Source organism: Chryseobacterium sp. (assembly GCF_019236175.1).
GTDB lineage: Bacteria > Bacteroidota > Bacteroidia > Flavobacteriales > Weeksellaceae > Chryseobacterium.
In genome coordinates this window covers 131,461-148,195 of record NZ_JAFAJM010000014.1, presented here as the reverse complement: position 1 = coordinate 148,195, position 16,735 = coordinate 131,461, and the positions used below count along the sequence as shown (strand labels likewise).

General features: G+C 38.1%; 11 protein-coding genes. 3 read left to right on the top strand and 8 right to left on the bottom strand.

The genetic code is table 11. The features are described 5' to 3' along the window. Positions 1-4: 4 nt before the first annotated feature. Positions 5-3,067, bottom strand: coding sequence for a TAT-variant-translocated molybdopterin oxidoreductase (locus JO178_RS11680; RefSeq protein WP_291935624.1), 3,063 nt, complete (start codon positions 3,065-3,067; stop codon positions 5-7). A 23-nt stretch (positions 3,068-3,090) separates the two neighbouring features. Beyond that, entirely contained in the window at positions 3,091-4,449 is a 1,359-nt protein-coding gene (locus JO178_RS11675; protein WP_291935622.1) for a c-type cytochrome, read from the bottom strand. 184 nt (positions 4,450-4,633) lie between these two features. Between JO178_RS11675 and JO178_RS11670 the strand changes: the two genes are divergently transcribed. Beyond that, positions 4,634-5,191 (top strand): SPOR domain-containing protein, encoded by a 558-nt coding sequence (locus JO178_RS11670; protein ID WP_291935620.1) that lies wholly within the window; start codon positions 4,634-4,636, stop codon positions 5,189-5,191. Positions 5,192-5,243: 52 nt separating this feature from the next. On the opposite strand, the gene JO178_RS11665 is transcribed toward JO178_RS11670, so the two are convergent. The 6 genes from JO178_RS11665 to ricT all read right to left on the bottom strand — a co-directional run bounded on the left by JO178_RS11665 (position 5,244) and on the right by ricT (position 13,396). Then, positions 5,244-6,521 (bottom strand): DUF6080 domain-containing protein, encoded by a 1,278-nt coding sequence (locus JO178_RS11665; RefSeq protein WP_291935617.1) that lies wholly within the window; start codon positions 6,519-6,521, stop codon positions 5,244-5,246. 80 nt (positions 6,522-6,601) lie between these two features. Continuing rightward, positions 6,602-7,456, bottom strand: coding sequence for a T9SS type A sorting domain-containing protein (locus JO178_RS11660; RefSeq protein ID WP_291935613.1), 855 nt, complete (start codon positions 7,454-7,456; stop codon positions 6,602-6,604). A gap of 83 nt (positions 7,457-7,539) precedes the next feature. After that, positions 7,540-9,081 carry a protein adenylyltransferase SelO family protein gene (locus JO178_RS11655; RefSeq protein ID WP_291935611.1) on the bottom strand — a complete coding sequence of 514 codons (1,542 nt, stop codon included), beginning with the start codon at positions 9,079-9,081 and terminating at the stop codon, positions 7,540-7,542. A gap of 75 nt (positions 9,082-9,156) precedes the next feature. After that, on the bottom strand, positions 9,157-11,535 hold the full coding sequence (locus JO178_RS11650; RefSeq protein WP_291935609.1) for a transglycosylase domain-containing protein: 2,379 nt from the start codon (positions 11,533-11,535) through the stop codon (positions 9,157-9,159). Between the two features lie 6 nt (positions 11,536-11,541). Next, positions 11,542-12,009 carry a gliding motility lipoprotein GldH gene (locus JO178_RS11645; protein ID WP_291935606.1) on the bottom strand — a complete coding sequence of 156 codons (468 nt, stop codon included), beginning with the start codon at positions 12,007-12,009 and terminating at the stop codon, positions 11,542-11,544. Beyond that, entirely contained in the window at positions 12,002-13,396 is a 1,395-nt protein-coding gene (gene ricT / locus JO178_RS11640) for a regulatory iron-sulfur-containing complex subunit RicT (RefSeq protein ID WP_291935603.1), read from the bottom strand. Before ricT ends, JO178_RS11645 begins: the two co-directional genes overlap by 8 nt. A 476-nt stretch (positions 13,397-13,872) precedes the next feature. On the opposite strand from ricT, the gene JO178_RS11635 reads away from it, so the two are divergent. Both JO178_RS11635 and JO178_RS11630 read left to right on the top strand, forming a co-directional pair. After that, positions 13,873-15,108: an outer membrane protein transport protein gene (locus JO178_RS11635; RefSeq protein ID WP_291935600.1), complete on the top strand. Its 1,236-nt coding sequence runs from the start codon at positions 13,873-13,875 to the stop codon at positions 15,106-15,108. Positions 15,109-15,118: 10 nt separating this feature from the next. Next, positions 15,119-16,681, top strand: a complete 1,563-nt coding sequence (locus JO178_RS11630; RefSeq protein ID WP_291935597.1) for a G-D-S-L family lipolytic protein — start codon at positions 15,119-15,121, stop codon at positions 16,679-16,681. The last annotated feature ends 54 nt before the right edge of the window (positions 16,682-16,735 follow it).

The following is a 16,735-nucleotide window of genomic DNA, read 5'->3' as shown; positions in this document are numbered from 1 at the left end:
AACTTTATTTTTCTACTCTGTTTCTTACTTTAGTGTGATAGAACACGTTTGGTTTTGTTCCGATCTCCTCTAGTAAATAATATCTTCTGTTAGAAGCATACTGCTCTCTGATTGAAGAATCTTTATCGTTCATGTCTCCAAATGTCATTGCACCAGTAGAACAAGCTTTAGAACATGCAGTCTGGAATTCTCCATCCTTCACTTTTCTTCCTTCTTTCTTAGCCTCAAGAATTGTATTCTGAGTCATTTGGATACACATTGAACATTTCTCCATTACCCCTCTAGTTCTTACAACTACATCCGGGTTAAGTACCATTCTTCCTAGATCGTTGTTCATGTTGAAATCGAAACGATCGTTCAGGTTATAAGTAAACCAGTTGAAACGTCTTACTTTGTACGGACAGTTGTTTGCACAATATCTTGTACCGATACATCTGTTGTAAGCCATATGGTTTTGACCTTGCTTACCGTGTGAAGTAGCCGCTACCGGACATACTGTTTCACATGGAGCGTGGTTACAGTGCTGACACATTACTGGCTGGAAGATTACATCCGGATTGTCTGCAGGGTGGTTTAATGCACCTCCTTCTTTGTTGAATGCAGTACCGTATAATTCTGGTACAGCCATTCCTTCTTTTAATCCTTCGTATACTTCAACTTTTTGTCTTGAAGAGTAATAACGGTCAATTCTTAACCAATACATATCTCTCGACATTCTTACTTCTTCTTTACCTACAACAGGAACGTTGTTTTCAGCCTGGCAAGCGATGATACACGCTCCACAACCTGTACAAGAGTTCAAGTCGATCGATAAGTTGAAGTGAGGTCCGTCCGTATCATCGAAAGCATCCCAAAGGTCGATTTTTCTCGCCGGAAGTGCTCCGCTGATCGTGTGGTATTCCAAAGGCTTATTCCATCCTTTGTGCTCATCATCGAACGGTACATTGATGAATTCAGCTAAAGGAACTTCTTTAGCGATTTCATAACGACCCATTAATGTATTTTGAAGCTGGATACCTGCGAATTCGTGGTCTTCTCCTGTTTTCTCGATTTTTACTCCTGAAAGAGCAAGGTTGGAACCATCGAATAAAGGATAAGCATTTACTCCTGTATCTGCAGTCGCTCCTGAATTTTTCTTACCATAACCAAGCGCAAGACCTACAGATCCTTCAGCTTGTCCCGGTTGAACGAATACAGGAACATCTTTGATTGTGACTCCGTTTACAGTAAGGTTTACGATTGAACCGTCTAACTGCATTCTTGCGTTAAGATCGTTGTCAATAGCAAACTTCTCTGCATCTTTAGGAGAAATTGTCAGGTAGTTATCCCAAGACATTCTTGTGATCGGGTCAGGTAATTCTTGCAACCAAGGGTTGTTAGCCTGAGTACCGTCTCCCATAGAAGTCGTAGTGTACAATACTAATTCTAGTTCAGAAGCTTTGAAGTTTCCTAATTCAGCAACAGCCTGAGCCGCGTTTCCGCCCGCATAAGATAATGTTGTTGAGTTCGTAGAGGTATTGATACCGTTGTATAATGCTTTGTTGAAAGAAGTACCTCCTAAGATAGAAGCCGCATTAGCTTTTAAATAGTCATAGTAGTTGTTTGCTGCATTATTTTTGCCATTTTTCCAAACCAATAGAGATTCTTCAATCTGTCTTGATTTGTAGATCTTCTGGATCGTAGGCTGCATTAATGAATATACTCCGGTCTGTGGTTCGATATCTCCCCAAGACTCTAACCAGTTGGCCACTGGAATTACAGCTTTCGCTGCTTTGTACATTTCATTTTTCTTATCTGCTACAGCAACTACACAAGGAACTTTAGATAGAGATTTTTTGAAATCTTCTCCTTTTGGATGAGAGTAGATAGGGTCTACGTTGTTTGCGATTAATACACCAACCTGACCTGCATTTACCCATCCTAAGAATTCCTGGTATCTTGCTTTATCGAAATCTTTTAAGAAGTTAGCTTTACCGGTAAAAGCAACAGATCCTAATTTCTGATTGATTAAGTGTGCTAATACCTGTGCTCCTTTAGAACCGTCAGCAAAAACAACCGCTTTGCTTCCTTTTGTCTTTAGTTCGTTAGCGATCTCAGTAGCAGTCTTGTCTGAAGTACCACCACCTACGATAGCATTGTAAACCTCAACTAGTGTTTTGTTTACTGCACTTGGCTTTAATCTGTATCTTGAGTCAGCGTTAGCACCAGTTAATGACATATTAGACTCCACCTGAATGTGTCTCAACATGTTTGCTCCTGGTTTTCTAGCCGCAGCATAAGAAGATTCTAAGCTTGAAGCGTTATAGTCTCCTAAGAAATCAGCCTGGAAAGAAACTACCAGTTCAGAACCTTTAAGGTCATAAACAGGTAATGCTCTTTGTCCGAATACTTCCTGAGCTGCATCTAATTGTGCAGAATACGGGAAAGCATCATAAGTTACTAATTCAGCTGTAGGATATTTAGCTTTGAATTCAGCGAATAATTTTTTGAAAGTAGGTGAAGCAAAAGAGTGTGATAGAACCACAATCTTTTTGCCTGACGCTTTAGCCTCTTCTAAACCTTTAAGAATGAAACTATCTACTTTATCGAATGTTTCATTTTTCCCGTCTAATTTAGGCTGCTTTACTTTATCATTATCATAAAGAGAAAGTACACTTGCCTGAGCTCTTGCACTAGTTTTACCTAAATCGCCACCAGCCGGGTTCGGTTCAATTTTGATAGGTCTACCTTCACGGGTTTTTACTAAAACACTTGCAAAGTCGAAACCATCAAAATAAGTTGAAGCGTAATAATTAGGGATTCCCGGAATAATATCATGCGGTTTTACCACATAAGGAATCGTTTTGATAACCGGAGCTTCGCAGGCAGCTAATGTTACTGCTGCTGTAGAGAATCCTAATAATTTAAGGAAATCTCTTCTTGAAGTACTTGATCCGTTTTTCTCAGCATCTCCAAGGAAATCTTCTACCGGAATTTCTTCCTGAAACTCTTTCTGAGCCAGCTTATTGTTTAAAGCCGGATCTTTAAGTTCATGAATACTTCTGAATTGTATTTTGTTTGAAGCCATTTATACTTCTAATTTTTTAGTTATTAATAATGACATTTACCACACTCAAGACCTCCAATTGCAGCTACAGTGATCTTACCTCCATCTTGTGGATATTGTTTTTTCAACTTGTCATGTAGATTTTTGAAGTACTCTTTATTATAACCGTTGTTCATATCAACTTCAGTCGTTCTGTGGCACTCGATACACCATCCCATTGTAAAGTCGTTTGCCATCTGAACAACATTCATTGTATCAATTTTTCCGTGACAAGCTTTACATACAACATCAATTTTGTTATCTGGATTCTTTTTGTTGAAAGAATTAATAATTGCTTGTTCACCAGCAATTACGTGCTGAGAGTGGTTGAAGTAAACGAAGTCCGGCATGTTGTGGATTCTTGTCCATTCAACCGGTTGTGTTTTTCCTGTGTATTGTTGTTTTGCAGGATCCCAACCTGTAGCAGCATAGATCTTCTGGATTTCTCCGTCATAGAATGCCTTGTCTTTTCCAGGCTCCATATAGTGATCTTTGTTGTATTCAGAGATGGTTCTGTGACAGTTCATACAAACGTTCATAGAAGGGATCTCAGATACTTTTCCGTATTTAGCACTGGAGTGACATAACTGACAGTCAATTTTTTGTTCTCCAGCGTGAATTTTGTGAGAGAAGTAGATAGGTTGTTCTGGCTTGTATCCTTTGTAAACACCGATCCACATCAGCCAGTTCCAAACTCCGTAAGCCGCCAGAATAGCAAGAATTGCCAAAGCACCTTTACCGATGAAGTGGAACTTTTCATACATTTCCTTGAAGGAACGAACTCTTGTTTCGTTAAGACCTGCCAGTTCTTCAGATTGGCCTAGTGTCACTAATTGTCTTAGTTTTACTAAAATCCAAACCAATAAACCTGCAATCGCTAAAAGAGAAATGATGACAATGTTTGTAGTCGTTTTGTCTGCAGGAGCTGCCGCAGTAGCGTCAGTTGCAGGAGTTGCTTCCGGTTTTTTCTCTTCCGGAGCCGGAGGATTAGTTGTGAAAGCTAAAATGTCGTCAATATCCTTCTCTGTAAGATTAGGAAACTGTAACATTTCAGTCTTATTAAACTTTTCAAAAATCTCATTGGCGTATTTATCCCCAGAAGCCCTTAAAGCTTTATTGTCTTTGATCCACTTGTGAAGCCAATCTTTGTCTACACCACCTTCTGTCTTTACACGTTCTACAACACCTTTTAATGGGGGTCCTATCACTTGTTTGTCCAGCGCGTGACATGCAGTACAATTCGCTTTGAAAAGTTTCTCTCCGTTTTTAGGATCGCCGTCTTGCCCGTAAAATGAAGCACTGGTTGATAGCAATAAACCTATTGCGATCAACGTTTTTTTATAATGCTTTCTCCAACTAATCATTTAAATTATCTTATGTTAGTAAATTATTGAACATTCAATCAATTCCGCAAAAATAATATTTTTAACAGAAATTTAACGGCATATCGAAAAGGGAAAATATCATTTACGTTTAATTTGTATTGATTCTAAATAACCTGTTTGGTATAGTTTTTTAATTTGTATAAATTTGCGGAAACAAGTTTAAATGAGAAATTTGATTAAAATATTTTCGATATTATCATTATTTGGTTTTTATAATATTGAAGCACAGCAGGTTGTTAAAAAGGATACGCTTTCGGGAACAGAGCTTGTCATGACCATGGATTCCAAAATAAGTGCAGCTTTGGAAGGAATTGAAGGCAAATGCTCAAAAGTTGCAGTGAATAATTCATCCAAGGATTATGGCAATATTGATAACGGAATTTCTACAGGCGGGATTACAAAACCAACTAAAATTTATATTCCGAACAGAGAACTTACCAATGCCGAAATTTGTAAGAAAAATCCTAGAATTTTAGGTTTTAAAATTCAGATTACAACGGTAAAAAGCAATGATGAAGCCAATGAAGTGAAGTCTTATTTCAGAAAAAGATTTCCCAACCTAAAAGTAGAAACTGATGCTTCTTTAAGACCCAACTATAAGATTTTAGCAGGAAGTTATTTTACGAAGCAAAGTGCAGCAGCAGATCTGTCTAAAATCAGAGAATACTTCAAGTCTGCAGTTGCTGTACAATACAGAATTTTCTGCGCTGAAGCTAAATAAAATTGATTCAATTCAAATTAGATACAAGCCGAGAACCAGTTCCCGGCTTTTTTTATTGATAGTATGAATCTAAAAACCAAAAGAATTCTGACATTCTGTACCCGTTATTAGCGACAAGATATATGCATAATACAATAACCGTTAAAGTCAGGGCTGAAATGATTTTAGGAGAAGTTCTGTACGCATAAAACAGCCATCCTATAAGTAATGGGTATATGAAGACAAAATGGCCCCCATAGATATAAGACGTATGAAGACCGAACCTCATCACGCAATGGATCATGATATCAACCAGGAATGAAATCATAATAATCTGAACCCATTTGTTTCTGAAATTTTTGAAATAACTCCAACCTACAAGGATAAGTATAATGGCTATAAAAAGATAAGAAAATACGGAAGAATAAAGATCCATATACAACGCTTTAAAATAAAAGCCTTTCATATTATGCTTATCCGAAGTAATGAAACTCGGAAATAAGATATTGCCTCCAAAAAAGAAAGAAAGAATCATATCCCATGTCGGCATGGATTCTACATGAGAGAACTTTTCGTACTGCTGATTTGTTTTTGAAAAAATATTCTGGTATTTAAAATCAATTCTGTTCAGATAGAGTAAAGCATAAAGAATAATAGCTATTGCTCCTCTTATAAAAGCACTTCCCATTTTCTTCCAGTCTTTGAAAAGATTTTTTTCAAACAATACAGGGATGAAAACTTTTACAAGATTGGTAACGGTAAGTCCGCCGATTGTGATGGTTGCGAGGGATAAAGCTATAGCAGGTGTTTTTTCTTGCTGTCTTAGTTTTATGGCTGCGTAATAGTTGTACAAACTCAGTAAAAATAGAGTGTATGTAAAATTTTCAGGAGTAAAAGAAAGAATAATGTTGGTTGAAAAAGCTCCAAAAAACAGAACAATGAGAATACTCGGCATGAGGGGGAGTCTGATAATGTTCTTTAGATATTTGAAGATTTGAACAATATTGAGGGAAATGACAAAATTACTTAGCCATGCCAGTGTAAGTCTGAAGGTGGCGTCCGTTTTACCACCTGAAATAAATAATGAAAATTCCCTGATCCAATTAAAAAAGTAATAAGACAGGGGATGTCTTTCAAAACTTCCTCCTGTCATCAGAATAGATTTATTATCAAAGCTGAAATAGGCGTCCCAAGGTATTCTGTCATCCAATATTATTCTGTAATGGAGCGCAATATAAGAGCCCATTATGCCATAACAGGTTATAAAAAACAAAAAGACTGCAAGTTCAGTATAAGCAGAGGGGAAAACCAGCCTTAAAAAGTTAATGAATTTTGTTTTGATAAAAGACACAGCCAAAATTTTTGCAAAAGTAAAAATAAAAAGCTCACCATATGGGTGAGCTTTGAAGATTATATTAATTTAAAATCTATTTATTCTTTAATTACTTTTCTTGTTGATGAAGTTCCGTCTGCGAATACAACTTTTATTAAATATGTACCCTTCGGAAGCGACGAGATATTGGCTGTTTCATGGTCTGTTTGTAACAATAATTTCCCTGACACATCAAAAATGCTTGAAGACTTGATGTTTTTATCCGCTTTGATGCTTATTTCTCCTTTTGTTGGATTAGGATAAATTTCCAATGAGGCTTTTTTAGCAGAAACTTCATGAGTTGCCAATGTACCGCTTGCAAGAACCTGTACATCATCTATAGAAACAGCATCTGCGTCTGCTGCTGCGTACTGGAATCTTATCTGAACGTTTGTTTGTCCGGCATAAGATGACAGGTCTTTCTGAACGGATACAACATTATATAAATCGGTATCCGGGTTCCCGTCACCATCATCAATGAAACCGGATTCTGTGTCCTCTGTCCATAATGTAGTCCAGGTTGTTCCTCCGTTTGTGGAGATTTGCGCAAGAAGATTTCCCAAGTCCTGATCAATCATGTAGGACCAGCCTACCACTACTTTGAATTTTAATACCGGTGAAGTAGCTCCTGCTAAACTGAAAACAGGGGATACAAGGTTAGCCGTATTGTTGGATGCTGAATAGTCTATTGCTGCCGATGTTCCATTGATAGAATACGTTGTTATTGCTCCGCTTCCACTTGATGGAAAGGTTGTCGCTACATTAGATGGTCCCCAGGGTCTTGATGAAAGCGTTGCACTTCTTGTCCATCCTGTTGGTGGAAATGTTGCTCCTTCAAAATTTTCAGATAATACCGTTTGGGCGCTGCTGTAAAAACCAGCTAATAAAGCTAAAGATAGTAGAGTTCTTTTCATGTTAAATATTTTTTCTAAAATTAGTGAAAATTTTTAATATGAAAAGAAATAACTAAAAAATATAGAAAAATATTAACCATTTATCAAGAACTACAGGAAAGTGTAGAGCATCCTGTAATGTCATCATATGAAGAAGGTCTCTTGGAAGAAAATTCCGGATATAGTTCTTCATAAGGGTTTTCAAGAGCTTTTGTTAACTTTTGAAGCATTTCCGTTCCGCCATTTTCTATTTCCTCAATACATTGATAAAGAAGATAATTTCGTAAGATAAATCTGGGGTTTGTTTTTCTCATCAGAAGCTTTGATTCCTCTTCCGAAATAATATTTGAGGCAAGTCTCGACTGATAACCTCTGATAAAGTCTTCCAGTTTTCTAAGTTTTTCATTATCAAAAGCAGCATAAGACACTTTTTCAAAAGCCGATTTCAGGTTGATTTCAGTATTTACATTTTCCAAAGTATTGAAAAATAAAGTGTAGTCGAAATGAAGCTCCTGCATTAGCCCCTGCCAGTTGGTGAAAAATTCTTCATCACCTTTCTGAAGTTCATCAAAGCCGAATTTTCTGCAAAGCATTTTATCATGAGTTTCCCAGAAATAAGTTCCGAAATGGTTTAAAGTATCTTCTAAAAATTTTTCATCTTTAATCAACGGATGGAGGGCATTGGCAAGTTGCCAGAGATTCCATTGGGCAATCTGTCCCTGCTTTCCGAAAGCATATCTTCTTCCCGGAAGATCGGTAGTGTTAGGTGTAAAATTCAGATCATACTCGTCCATCATAGAATAAGGGCCATAATCTATTGTTAAACCTAAAATAGACATATTATCGGTATTCATTACTCCATGTACGAAGCCTACCCTGAACCATTCTACTACCATATTTGCAGTTCGTGTACATATATCTTCGAAAAAATCTTTATATTTTTGATTACCTGTGGATGTGATTTCAGGGAAATAGTTTTCAATGGTAAAATCGACAAGATCTTCAAGGGTATTGTATTCCCTTTGAGCTGACATCAGTTCAAAATGCCCGAAGCGCAGAAAGCTTGCTGCCGTTCTGATAACAACTGCTCCTTTTTCCAGTTGGGGATTTCCATTGTACATCATATCTCTGACAACATCCTCTCCTGTGAGTACAAGGCTTAATGCTCTTGTAGTAGGAACTTCCAGATGATACATGGCCTCGCTCATCAGATATTCTCTGACGGATGACCTTAAAACGGCTCTTCCGTCAGCATGTCTTGAGTAAGGGGTGGCGCCGGCTCCTTTCCATTGGATTTCCGTCTTTATTCCGTCTTTATTCTCAATTTCTCCTGCCAGAATTGCTCTTCCGTCTCCTAACTGTCCTGCCCAGTTTCCAAACTGATGCCCTGCATAGGCTGTTGCATAAGTTTTGAGATTTTCGGGAAGATGGCTTCCTACCAGAAAATCAAGATCTTTTTCTTCAAATTTTCCCAGTCCGATTTCTTCTGAGAGAATTTCGTTAAAAGTGATCAGTCTGGGGTGGCTAAAACCGGCAGGCTGTGTCGTGGCAAATAAAACTTTAGGGGTGTTTCTTTGCATAAGGTTATTTGAGAAATCTCCGGGAAACTTCTCAATGAAAGGCTGTCTGATGCGTTCGATATTCATATATCAAAGGTATTAATTATAAAAGAAAAGACCTTCCAAATTATTGAAAGGTCTTGTGTATTTCTAAAAGAGAATCTATTTATTAAAATCTACATCATCATTGGAGTGAAGATTTTCATTGATGTTTTCCTCTTTCTTTTCAGTCGGTTTTTTAGGGTTTGGATCTGCCGGTCTTGGATTTTTGATTTCATCAATGGTCTGAAGACTTCCATCGTCTCCATATCCTCCGCCTAACCCTTTAAGGTTTGAACAGCCATCTTTCCAGTCTGAAGGTTTAACAAATTTATCATCCGGCGTAACACCCAGTGTTTTGTCTGCCCATACCTTTTTCATGAATATTGCCCATATCGGGAGGGCCATTCGTGCACCCTGACCTTCACCGGTACCATAGAAGTGAGTGGCTCTGTCTTCCCATCCAACCCATGCTCCGGTTGCTAATTTTGGAGTAATACCCATAAACCAACCGTCAGAGTTGTTCTGAGTAGTACCTGTTTTGGCTGCAATTTCAACTGCTTTTGAGATTCCTCTTCTTCCAAGCTCGCCTGAAGCGGTTCCGTATTGTGCAACACCTTTCATTAGCTCAATCATGGTGTACGCATACATAGGGTTCATGACTTCTTTAGGCTCTACATTTACTTCTTTGATAACTCTTCCGTTGGCATCCTCAATTCTCCAGATCATTTCCGGTTTATTGTAATTTCCGTAATTGGCAAAAGTACTGTAGGCACCAAGCATTTCGTAAATAGTAATATCTGATGATCCCAGAGCAATGGTATTATTTCTCGGAATATCTTCAGTTACCCCAAGGTCTCTTGCCGTCTGGATTACCGCATCTACTCCTGTCATTTCGATAAGTCTTGCTGCAACCGGGTTTTGAGAGTGTGCCAAACCGTCTTTCAGTGTAAGCATTCCGCCTCTTCCCGGTACGTGCCATCCGTTATGATCGTAAGTTCCGTTGGAAACTGTTGAGCAGGGAGTCATTCCCAGTTTCATAATTGCTGTAGCATATACAAAAGGTTTGAAGGTAGATCCCACCTGTCTCTTTCCTTGTTTGATATGATCGTACTGGAAGTGTTGCCAGTCGATTCCACCTACCCAGGCTTTGATCTCCCCGGTTCCGGGAACCATAGACATTAAGCCGGCCTGTGCAATCTGTTTGTGATATCTGATAGAATCCCAAGGAGACATTTCAACTTCTTCCTCTCCGCTCCATGTAAATCTTGATGTTTTGATCGGTTTTTTAAATTCCATCATGATAGAATCTTCAGGCATGCCATCAGCTTTTAAAAGCTTGTATCGGCCGGTTCTCTTCATAGCCTGAAGCATTACTTCATTGATTTGTTTATCGGTCAGATAGTAGAAAGGTCTGTTCTTTCTTCCTCTTTGCTCGGCATCAAATCTCTTCTGAAGATCAGTTAAATGTTCTTTGATAGCTTCTTCTGCATATTTCTGCATTTTAGAATCCAGAGTAACATATATTTTTAAACCGTCTTTATAAAGATTAAGTTTTTTTCCGGTTTCTTTTTCATATCCTTCAAGATACTTATCGATTTCTTTTCTCAGATAGAATTTATAATACGCAGAATATCCGTCAGTAATGCTTTTGATAGGGTGGAAGTCTACTTCGATAGGAGTATTGATTGCCTTTTCATACGTGGCAGCGTCAATATATCCCGTTTTCTGCATCTGATCCAATACAACATTTCTTCTTTCTTTCGCTTTTTCAGGATATCGGTAAGGGTTGTTTTTTCTTGGATTTTCAAGCATGGCGACAAAAGTAGCCGCTTCGGGCAAGGTAAGTTCCGAAGTTTTCTTATTGAAATATACTCTGGAAGCCATCTCAATACCGTTGGCATTGAAAAGGAAGTCAAACTTATTGAAATAAAGCGTAATAATTTCTTCTTTGGTATATCTTTTTTCAAGGCTTACCGCCACTACCCATTCTTTAAGTTTCTGGAACCCTCTTTCTATTTTGTTTTGAGAAGCAGCTCCTGTAAACAATAGTTTTGCCAGCTGCTGGGTGATTGTAGAACCCCCTCCACGTCCCCCACCGTAGGCCACAGCTCTTGCGATAGAGTATAAGTCGATTCCTGAATGTTCTTTAAAACGCTCATCTTCTTTAGCCTGTAAAGCATAAATCAGGTAGGGAGGAAGGTCTTTGTACACAATGGGCTGTGTTTTTTCCTTTTCAAACTTACCTAAAGTAACTCCGTCTGAAGAAATAATTTCAGAAGCGACAAAGATGTCCGGATTTTCAAGTTCTTTCACATCAGGCATTTCACCAAGGAAACCCTGGGAAACAGCAAAGAAAATTCCTGAAATTCCTAAGACTACCGCAATGAGTCCGATCCAAATAAACGAAACCCATTTCTTCCAAGAGGAGTCTTTCTTTTTTTTGGGAGGCAGAGGGAATGTTTTCCCTTTATTTCCTGTATTTTTTTTGTTTTCTTCCATTTATGGTTACGGTTTAGCCGTTTCTATTTTTACCCCAATATCTTCAATTCCCTGAAGGTTGTCATTTCTCATCGCCTGAATCAGCCCGATTTCGTATTTACCTTTTGCAGGAAATCTATAATTTAATTTATACTGAAACAATGTTTCTTTCGTGTCACCAAAGCCTGTACCAAGCCACTCTCCGTTTGGTTTTGCCAAAACATAATTTAAGGTGTCTGTTTCCTTTTTCTTATTCTGAAGATTGGTGAAATTGACAATAAACCTTATGTTGCTATAAGGATATTTATTATTGTTTCTTACAACAAATATAATATTTTTAGGATTCTGCGGATCTGAAATTTCAAGATTAAATTTTTGCTCACTTTTCTTATTCCATTTGTTATCAACAGAATTCATTATAACGTTTTCTCCTGAAGGAGAGCTATTACAGCTAAAGAAAAGGATAAGGGAAAATAATCCTAAAATTTTACGCATTTTTATCTTTTTTTGGAGGATATTTCTTTTTAAATTTCTTCTTGTTCGGGTTGTTTTGTGGGGTTTTCTCAGCATTAGAAGCGGCTTCTACTTTTTCCACAGGGGGCTGTGGTTTTTGTGGTTTCTGCTGCGGCTTGGGTTGCTGTTTGGGCTGTTGGTTCCCCGAATGAGCGTTCTGATTTTCAGTTTTTTCAGGTCTTTCCTGGCGTTCAGGTCTGTTTCGCTTTTGTCCCGGTCCTTGTCCCTGCTGATTATTATTCTGCTTATTCTGGTTGTTTCTGTTTCTGTTGTTTCTGTTTTTCTTCTCGAAACGGTCCACATTATTTTCCTGAATCAGATCAATAGTTTGAATTGATGTTTCAGGTTGTTTTAAATCTTCCAGCGGAAGGGTTTTTTCACCCCTTTTATTCTTGGAGATTAGTTTTTTGACAAGATCTATATCAAAGTCATACCATGCAATAGAATGGTCTACATAGGCAAACCACATCTTCTTTTTAAAAACGTCTATTTTAATACAGAAAGCTTTTCCTTTTTCTGTATCGAGTGTGGTAGATGAAGAAGGGAAGTTGCTTAATGCATCTAAATAACTGTCAAGCTCATAGTTAAGGCAACATTTTAGTTTCCCGCATTGTCCTGCCAGTTTTTGAGGGTTGATACTCAATTGCTGATATCTTGCTACATTGGTATTTACAGATCTGAAATCTGTAAGCCATGTTGAGCAGCAAAGTTCACGTCCGCAAGATCCTATTCCGCCTACTTTTGCAGCTTCCTGTCTGAAGCCGATCTGTTTCATGTCGATCTTTGTTCTGAAAGCTCCTGCATAATCTTTGATCAGCTGTCTGAAATCTACCCGGTTATCTGCAGTATAATAAAAAGTGATTTTTGAAGCATCACCCTGATATTCCACATCGGTAACTTTCATTTCAAGGCCTATTCTTTGAGCAATTTTTCTTGCTTCAAGTTTTACGCCGTCTTCTTTTTTTCTTGCTTCCTGCCATACCTCAAGATCTTTCTGGTTGGCCTGTCTGTATATTTTGAGTGCCGATTCTTCAGAAAACTTTTTCTTTTTCATCTGAATCTTTACTAATTCTCCGGTAAGGCTTATTACGCCCACATCGTGTCCCGGGCTTGATTCTACTGTAACTACACTGCCTATATGTAAAGGAATATTGTTTACATTCTTATAAAACGATTTTCTGTCATTTTTAAATCTAACTTCCACGAAATCACACCTGTTCGGTGCCGGATTGTTGATGTTAGAAAGCCAGTCAAAAACACTTAATTTATAACTATTCCCGCAGGTATTTACATTTTCACAACCAGTTGCAGTCTTTTTAGGACCGCAAGAATGTGCAGAATCGCCAGATGTTTTGCATCCACAACTCATATTATTATTATTTATAATCTTGCAAATTTATGTATTTTTATCTTTACCCAATTCTAAAATCCTCAAATAACCTGAATTCAGGGTAAAACATTTCTCTGTTTTCCCCATAAAAATAGATCTGAGGCCTGAAAGAGAAAGTTATCGGAAGTATTTTTTTTATCATTGAATAGGAGTGTTAAATTATTTCTGTTCCAATTCTGTTCAAAAATGAAGATTCCACTAAAAGGCTGACTATTTTTTGGTTTTGGATTTAAAATCAATATTTAATTTAGTTAAACTATTGTTTAATATTAAACGTTAAATATATCCCTTTTTGATGAATATACTAAGTGATTAATATTGGTTATTTTATGGGTGTTTTCGTATAAAGTATTATTTTAAACATAATTTTCTTTTCCTATAATGTTTAAAATATTGGGAAATATTAACAGACGTATTCAAAATAATTTTATATTTGGATTATATAATAATAGTCTATGAAAAAAATATTAGTATCAACTGCTTTATTGGCAGGCGTTTTATCTTACGCAGGAGGCTTCAGGGTTTCTTTGCAGGGGGTAAAGCAATTGGCAATGGCGCATACTAGTGCTCATGCCGAAGATGCGAGTGTGACATTTTTTAACCCTGCGGGGATGTCATTTATCCCTTCCAAGCTGAGTATAGCGGCAGGAGGGTTCGGAGCCAGTAATAAAATTACTTTCCAGAACCTGAATACTTTACAAAGTACATCAACGGATAACCCTTTAGGAACTCCTTTCTATGCTGCGGTTACTTATAGACCAATAGAAAAATTATCAGTAGGTCTTAGTGTAACTACCCCTTTTGGAAGTACGATCCAATGGCCGGAAAACTGGGAAGGTAAGGAAATGGTACAAAAACTTGAGCTGAAGAGTTTCTATTTCCAGCCTATGGTTTCAGTAAAACTTGCTCCATGGTTAGCTTTTGGTGCTAGTTATATTTATGCAAGGGGTATCGTAGACTGGGATAAAGCAGTAACTCAATTCGGAGGACAGGTTAATATTAAAGATACAAAAGCAAGCGGACACGGATATGGATTCGGTTTCTATTTCAGACCAGATCCTAAATTAGATGTGAGTATTGCATACCGTTCACCGGTAGATATGAAAGCTAAAACCGGGACGGCATCATTCCAGTTTCCGTCACAATCTATTTACTCACAGCTGAAACTGAATGCAGCTGGGCAGGATGGCTTCTCTGCAACACTTCCGCTTGTTGAAGAATATACCATTGGTTTAACCTATAAAGTGACTCCGAAATGGCAGGTTTCTGCAGACTTTAACTATCATGGATGGGAAAGATACAGTAAACTTGTACTGGATTTCGACAATGCACCTATCGGAAATCAGGCAGATCCGACAGTTCTTGTAAGTCCTAAGAACTTCAGGAATACCAAAACGTTCAGACTGGGGACTCAGTATGCGTTCACCAATATGATTTACGGACGTCTGGGAGCTTACTATGACGAATCTCCTTATACTAATGACAACTTTATTCCGGAAACCCCTTCATTTGATACTTTTGTACTGACAGGTGGGGTAGGATTTAAACTGAAAAAGTTTGGAGTTGATATTGCGGGAGGTTATGCAATGCCTAAAGCCAGAGATGTAAACAACGCGAATCTTGGATTTTACGGACAGGCAAAAGCAAAAGCATTCTACTTTGGTCTAGGCGTATCTTATAATCCTTTTTAATTGAATGACTATGAAAAAAATTATAATATCAACAATTGCGGTTTCTGCACTTCTTTTTACGGTAACGAGTTGTAAAACAGACTTTGATACTGATGTGAAAGATATCCCTGTAACAAAAGGGGATGCTGATTTCTCAAAATATATATCTTTAGGAAACTCTTTGACTTCCGGATACAGCAATGGAGCTTTATACAGCTCCGGCCAGAACGAATCTTATCCAAGTATGATTGCCGGTCAGATGAAGCTGGCTGGAAGCGGAGATTTCAAACAGCCTTTAGTCCCTAATGATATTGGTGGTTTTACCAATCTTCCAGGCTTTCCCGGAAAGTTAACACTTCAGGTTGTTAACGGAGCTTTATCTCCGGTACCAAGTGCGCCGGCTGCCACGCTGGATATTCTGCCTAATGGAGGTACATATCAGAATATGGGCGTTCCGGGGGCCAAATCATTTCATTTGGTAGCACCTGGATATGGGAATCCTGCAGGTCTTGCAGCAGGAACCGCTAATCCTTACTTTGTAAGGTTTGCTTCTTCTGCTACAACCAGTGTTTTACAGGATGCTATGGCTCAGAAAGCAACATTCTTTTCTCTTTGGATAGGAAATAATGATGTATTGTCTTATGCAACCAATGGCGGAACTAATTCCCAGACGGTAGGAAACGTGACAACATATACAACAGCAACTGTTCAGACAGGAAATACCAATCCGGGAACTTATAAATCAAATGATATTTCTGACCCTGCTGTTGTGGCGGGTTCTATTAAAGGAGTTTTAGACGGTCTTAAAAGTGTAGGGACAACAAAAGGAGTTATTGCTAATATTCCTTATGTTACTTCAGTACCTTTCTTTACAACGGTTCCGTATAACCCTTTGACACCAGCTGCTTTAGGAGCTAATCTGACAGCTCTTAATACAAGCTTATATGGTCCTTTAAAACAGGCACTTACTGCTTTTGGTGCTGGAGACAGAATTAATCTGCTTTCTTCTACTTCTGCTAACCCGGTTCTGATTAAAGATGTTGCCCTTCAGGATTTATCTGCCCAGCTTACTGCGGCTTTAACACCGGCGCTAGGGTTGGCTCAGGCCACTCTTTTCGGCCAGATCTACGGCCAGGCAAGACAGGCTACTCAGGATGATTATATCCTGCTTACAACGAGCTCTGTAATTAATACAAATGCGCCGGGGGTTCCGGCTCCGGTGAATGTATATGGTATTTCTTATCCATTGCAGAACCAACACGTATTAACAAAAACCGAGGCTGCTTATGTAAAAACAGCAACGGATGCATATAACGCGTCTATCAAATCACTTGCTGATTCTTATGGATTGGCTTTTGTAGATGCTAATTCTAAAATGGTTGAACTCAACGGTCAGTCAGGAATTTCATTTGATGGCGTAAAATATACAGCAAAGTTTGTAACAGGAGGCGCATTCTCTCTGGATGGTGTTCACCTGACAGGAAGAGGGTACGGTATTGTTGCCAATGAATTTATTAAGTCGATCAATGCTAAATACAGATCAACATTACCACAGGTAAATCCTAATAATTACGGAGGTGTAAAATTCCCATAATCAATAGGAAATAAAAAACTTAAAAACCACAAGAGTAATTCTTGTGGTTTTTTT

Bases quoted from the DNA above. Each gene is read 5' to 3' on its own strand.
- JO178_RS11680 (WP_291935624.1), bottom strand. From the start codon at position 3,067: ATGGCTTCAAACAAAATACAATTCAGAAGTATTCATGAACTTAAAGAT.
- JO178_RS11675 (WP_291935622.1), bottom strand. From the start codon at position 4,449: ATGATTAGTTGGAGAAAGCATTATAAAAAAACGTTGATCGCAATAGGT.
- JO178_RS11670 (WP_291935620.1), top strand. From the start codon at position 4,634: ATGAGAAATTTGATTAAAATATTTTCGATATTATCATTATTTGGTTTT.
- JO178_RS11660 (WP_291935613.1), bottom strand. From the start codon at position 7,456: ATGAAAAGAACTCTACTATCTTTAGCTTTATTAGCTGGTTTTTACAGC.
- JO178_RS11655 (WP_291935611.1), bottom strand. From the start codon at position 9,081: ATGAATATCGAACGCATCAGACAGCCTTTCATTGAGAAGTTTCCCGGA.
- JO178_RS11650 (WP_291935609.1), bottom strand. From the start codon at position 11,535: ATGGAAGAAAACAAAAAAAATACAGGAAATAAAGGGAAAACATTCCCT.
- JO178_RS11645 (WP_291935606.1), bottom strand. From the start codon at position 12,009: ATGCGTAAAATTTTAGGATTATTTTCCCTTATCCTTTTCTTTAGCTGT.
- ricT (WP_291935603.1), bottom strand. From the start codon at position 13,396: ATGAGTTGTGGATGCAAAACATCTGGCGATTCTGCACATTCTTGCGGT.
- JO178_RS11635 (WP_291935600.1), top strand. From the start codon at position 13,873: ATGAAAAAAATATTAGTATCAACTGCTTTATTGGCAGGCGTTTTATCT.
- JO178_RS11630 (WP_291935597.1), top strand. From the start codon at position 15,119: ATGAAAAAAATTATAATATCAACAATTGCGGTTTCTGCACTTCTTTTT.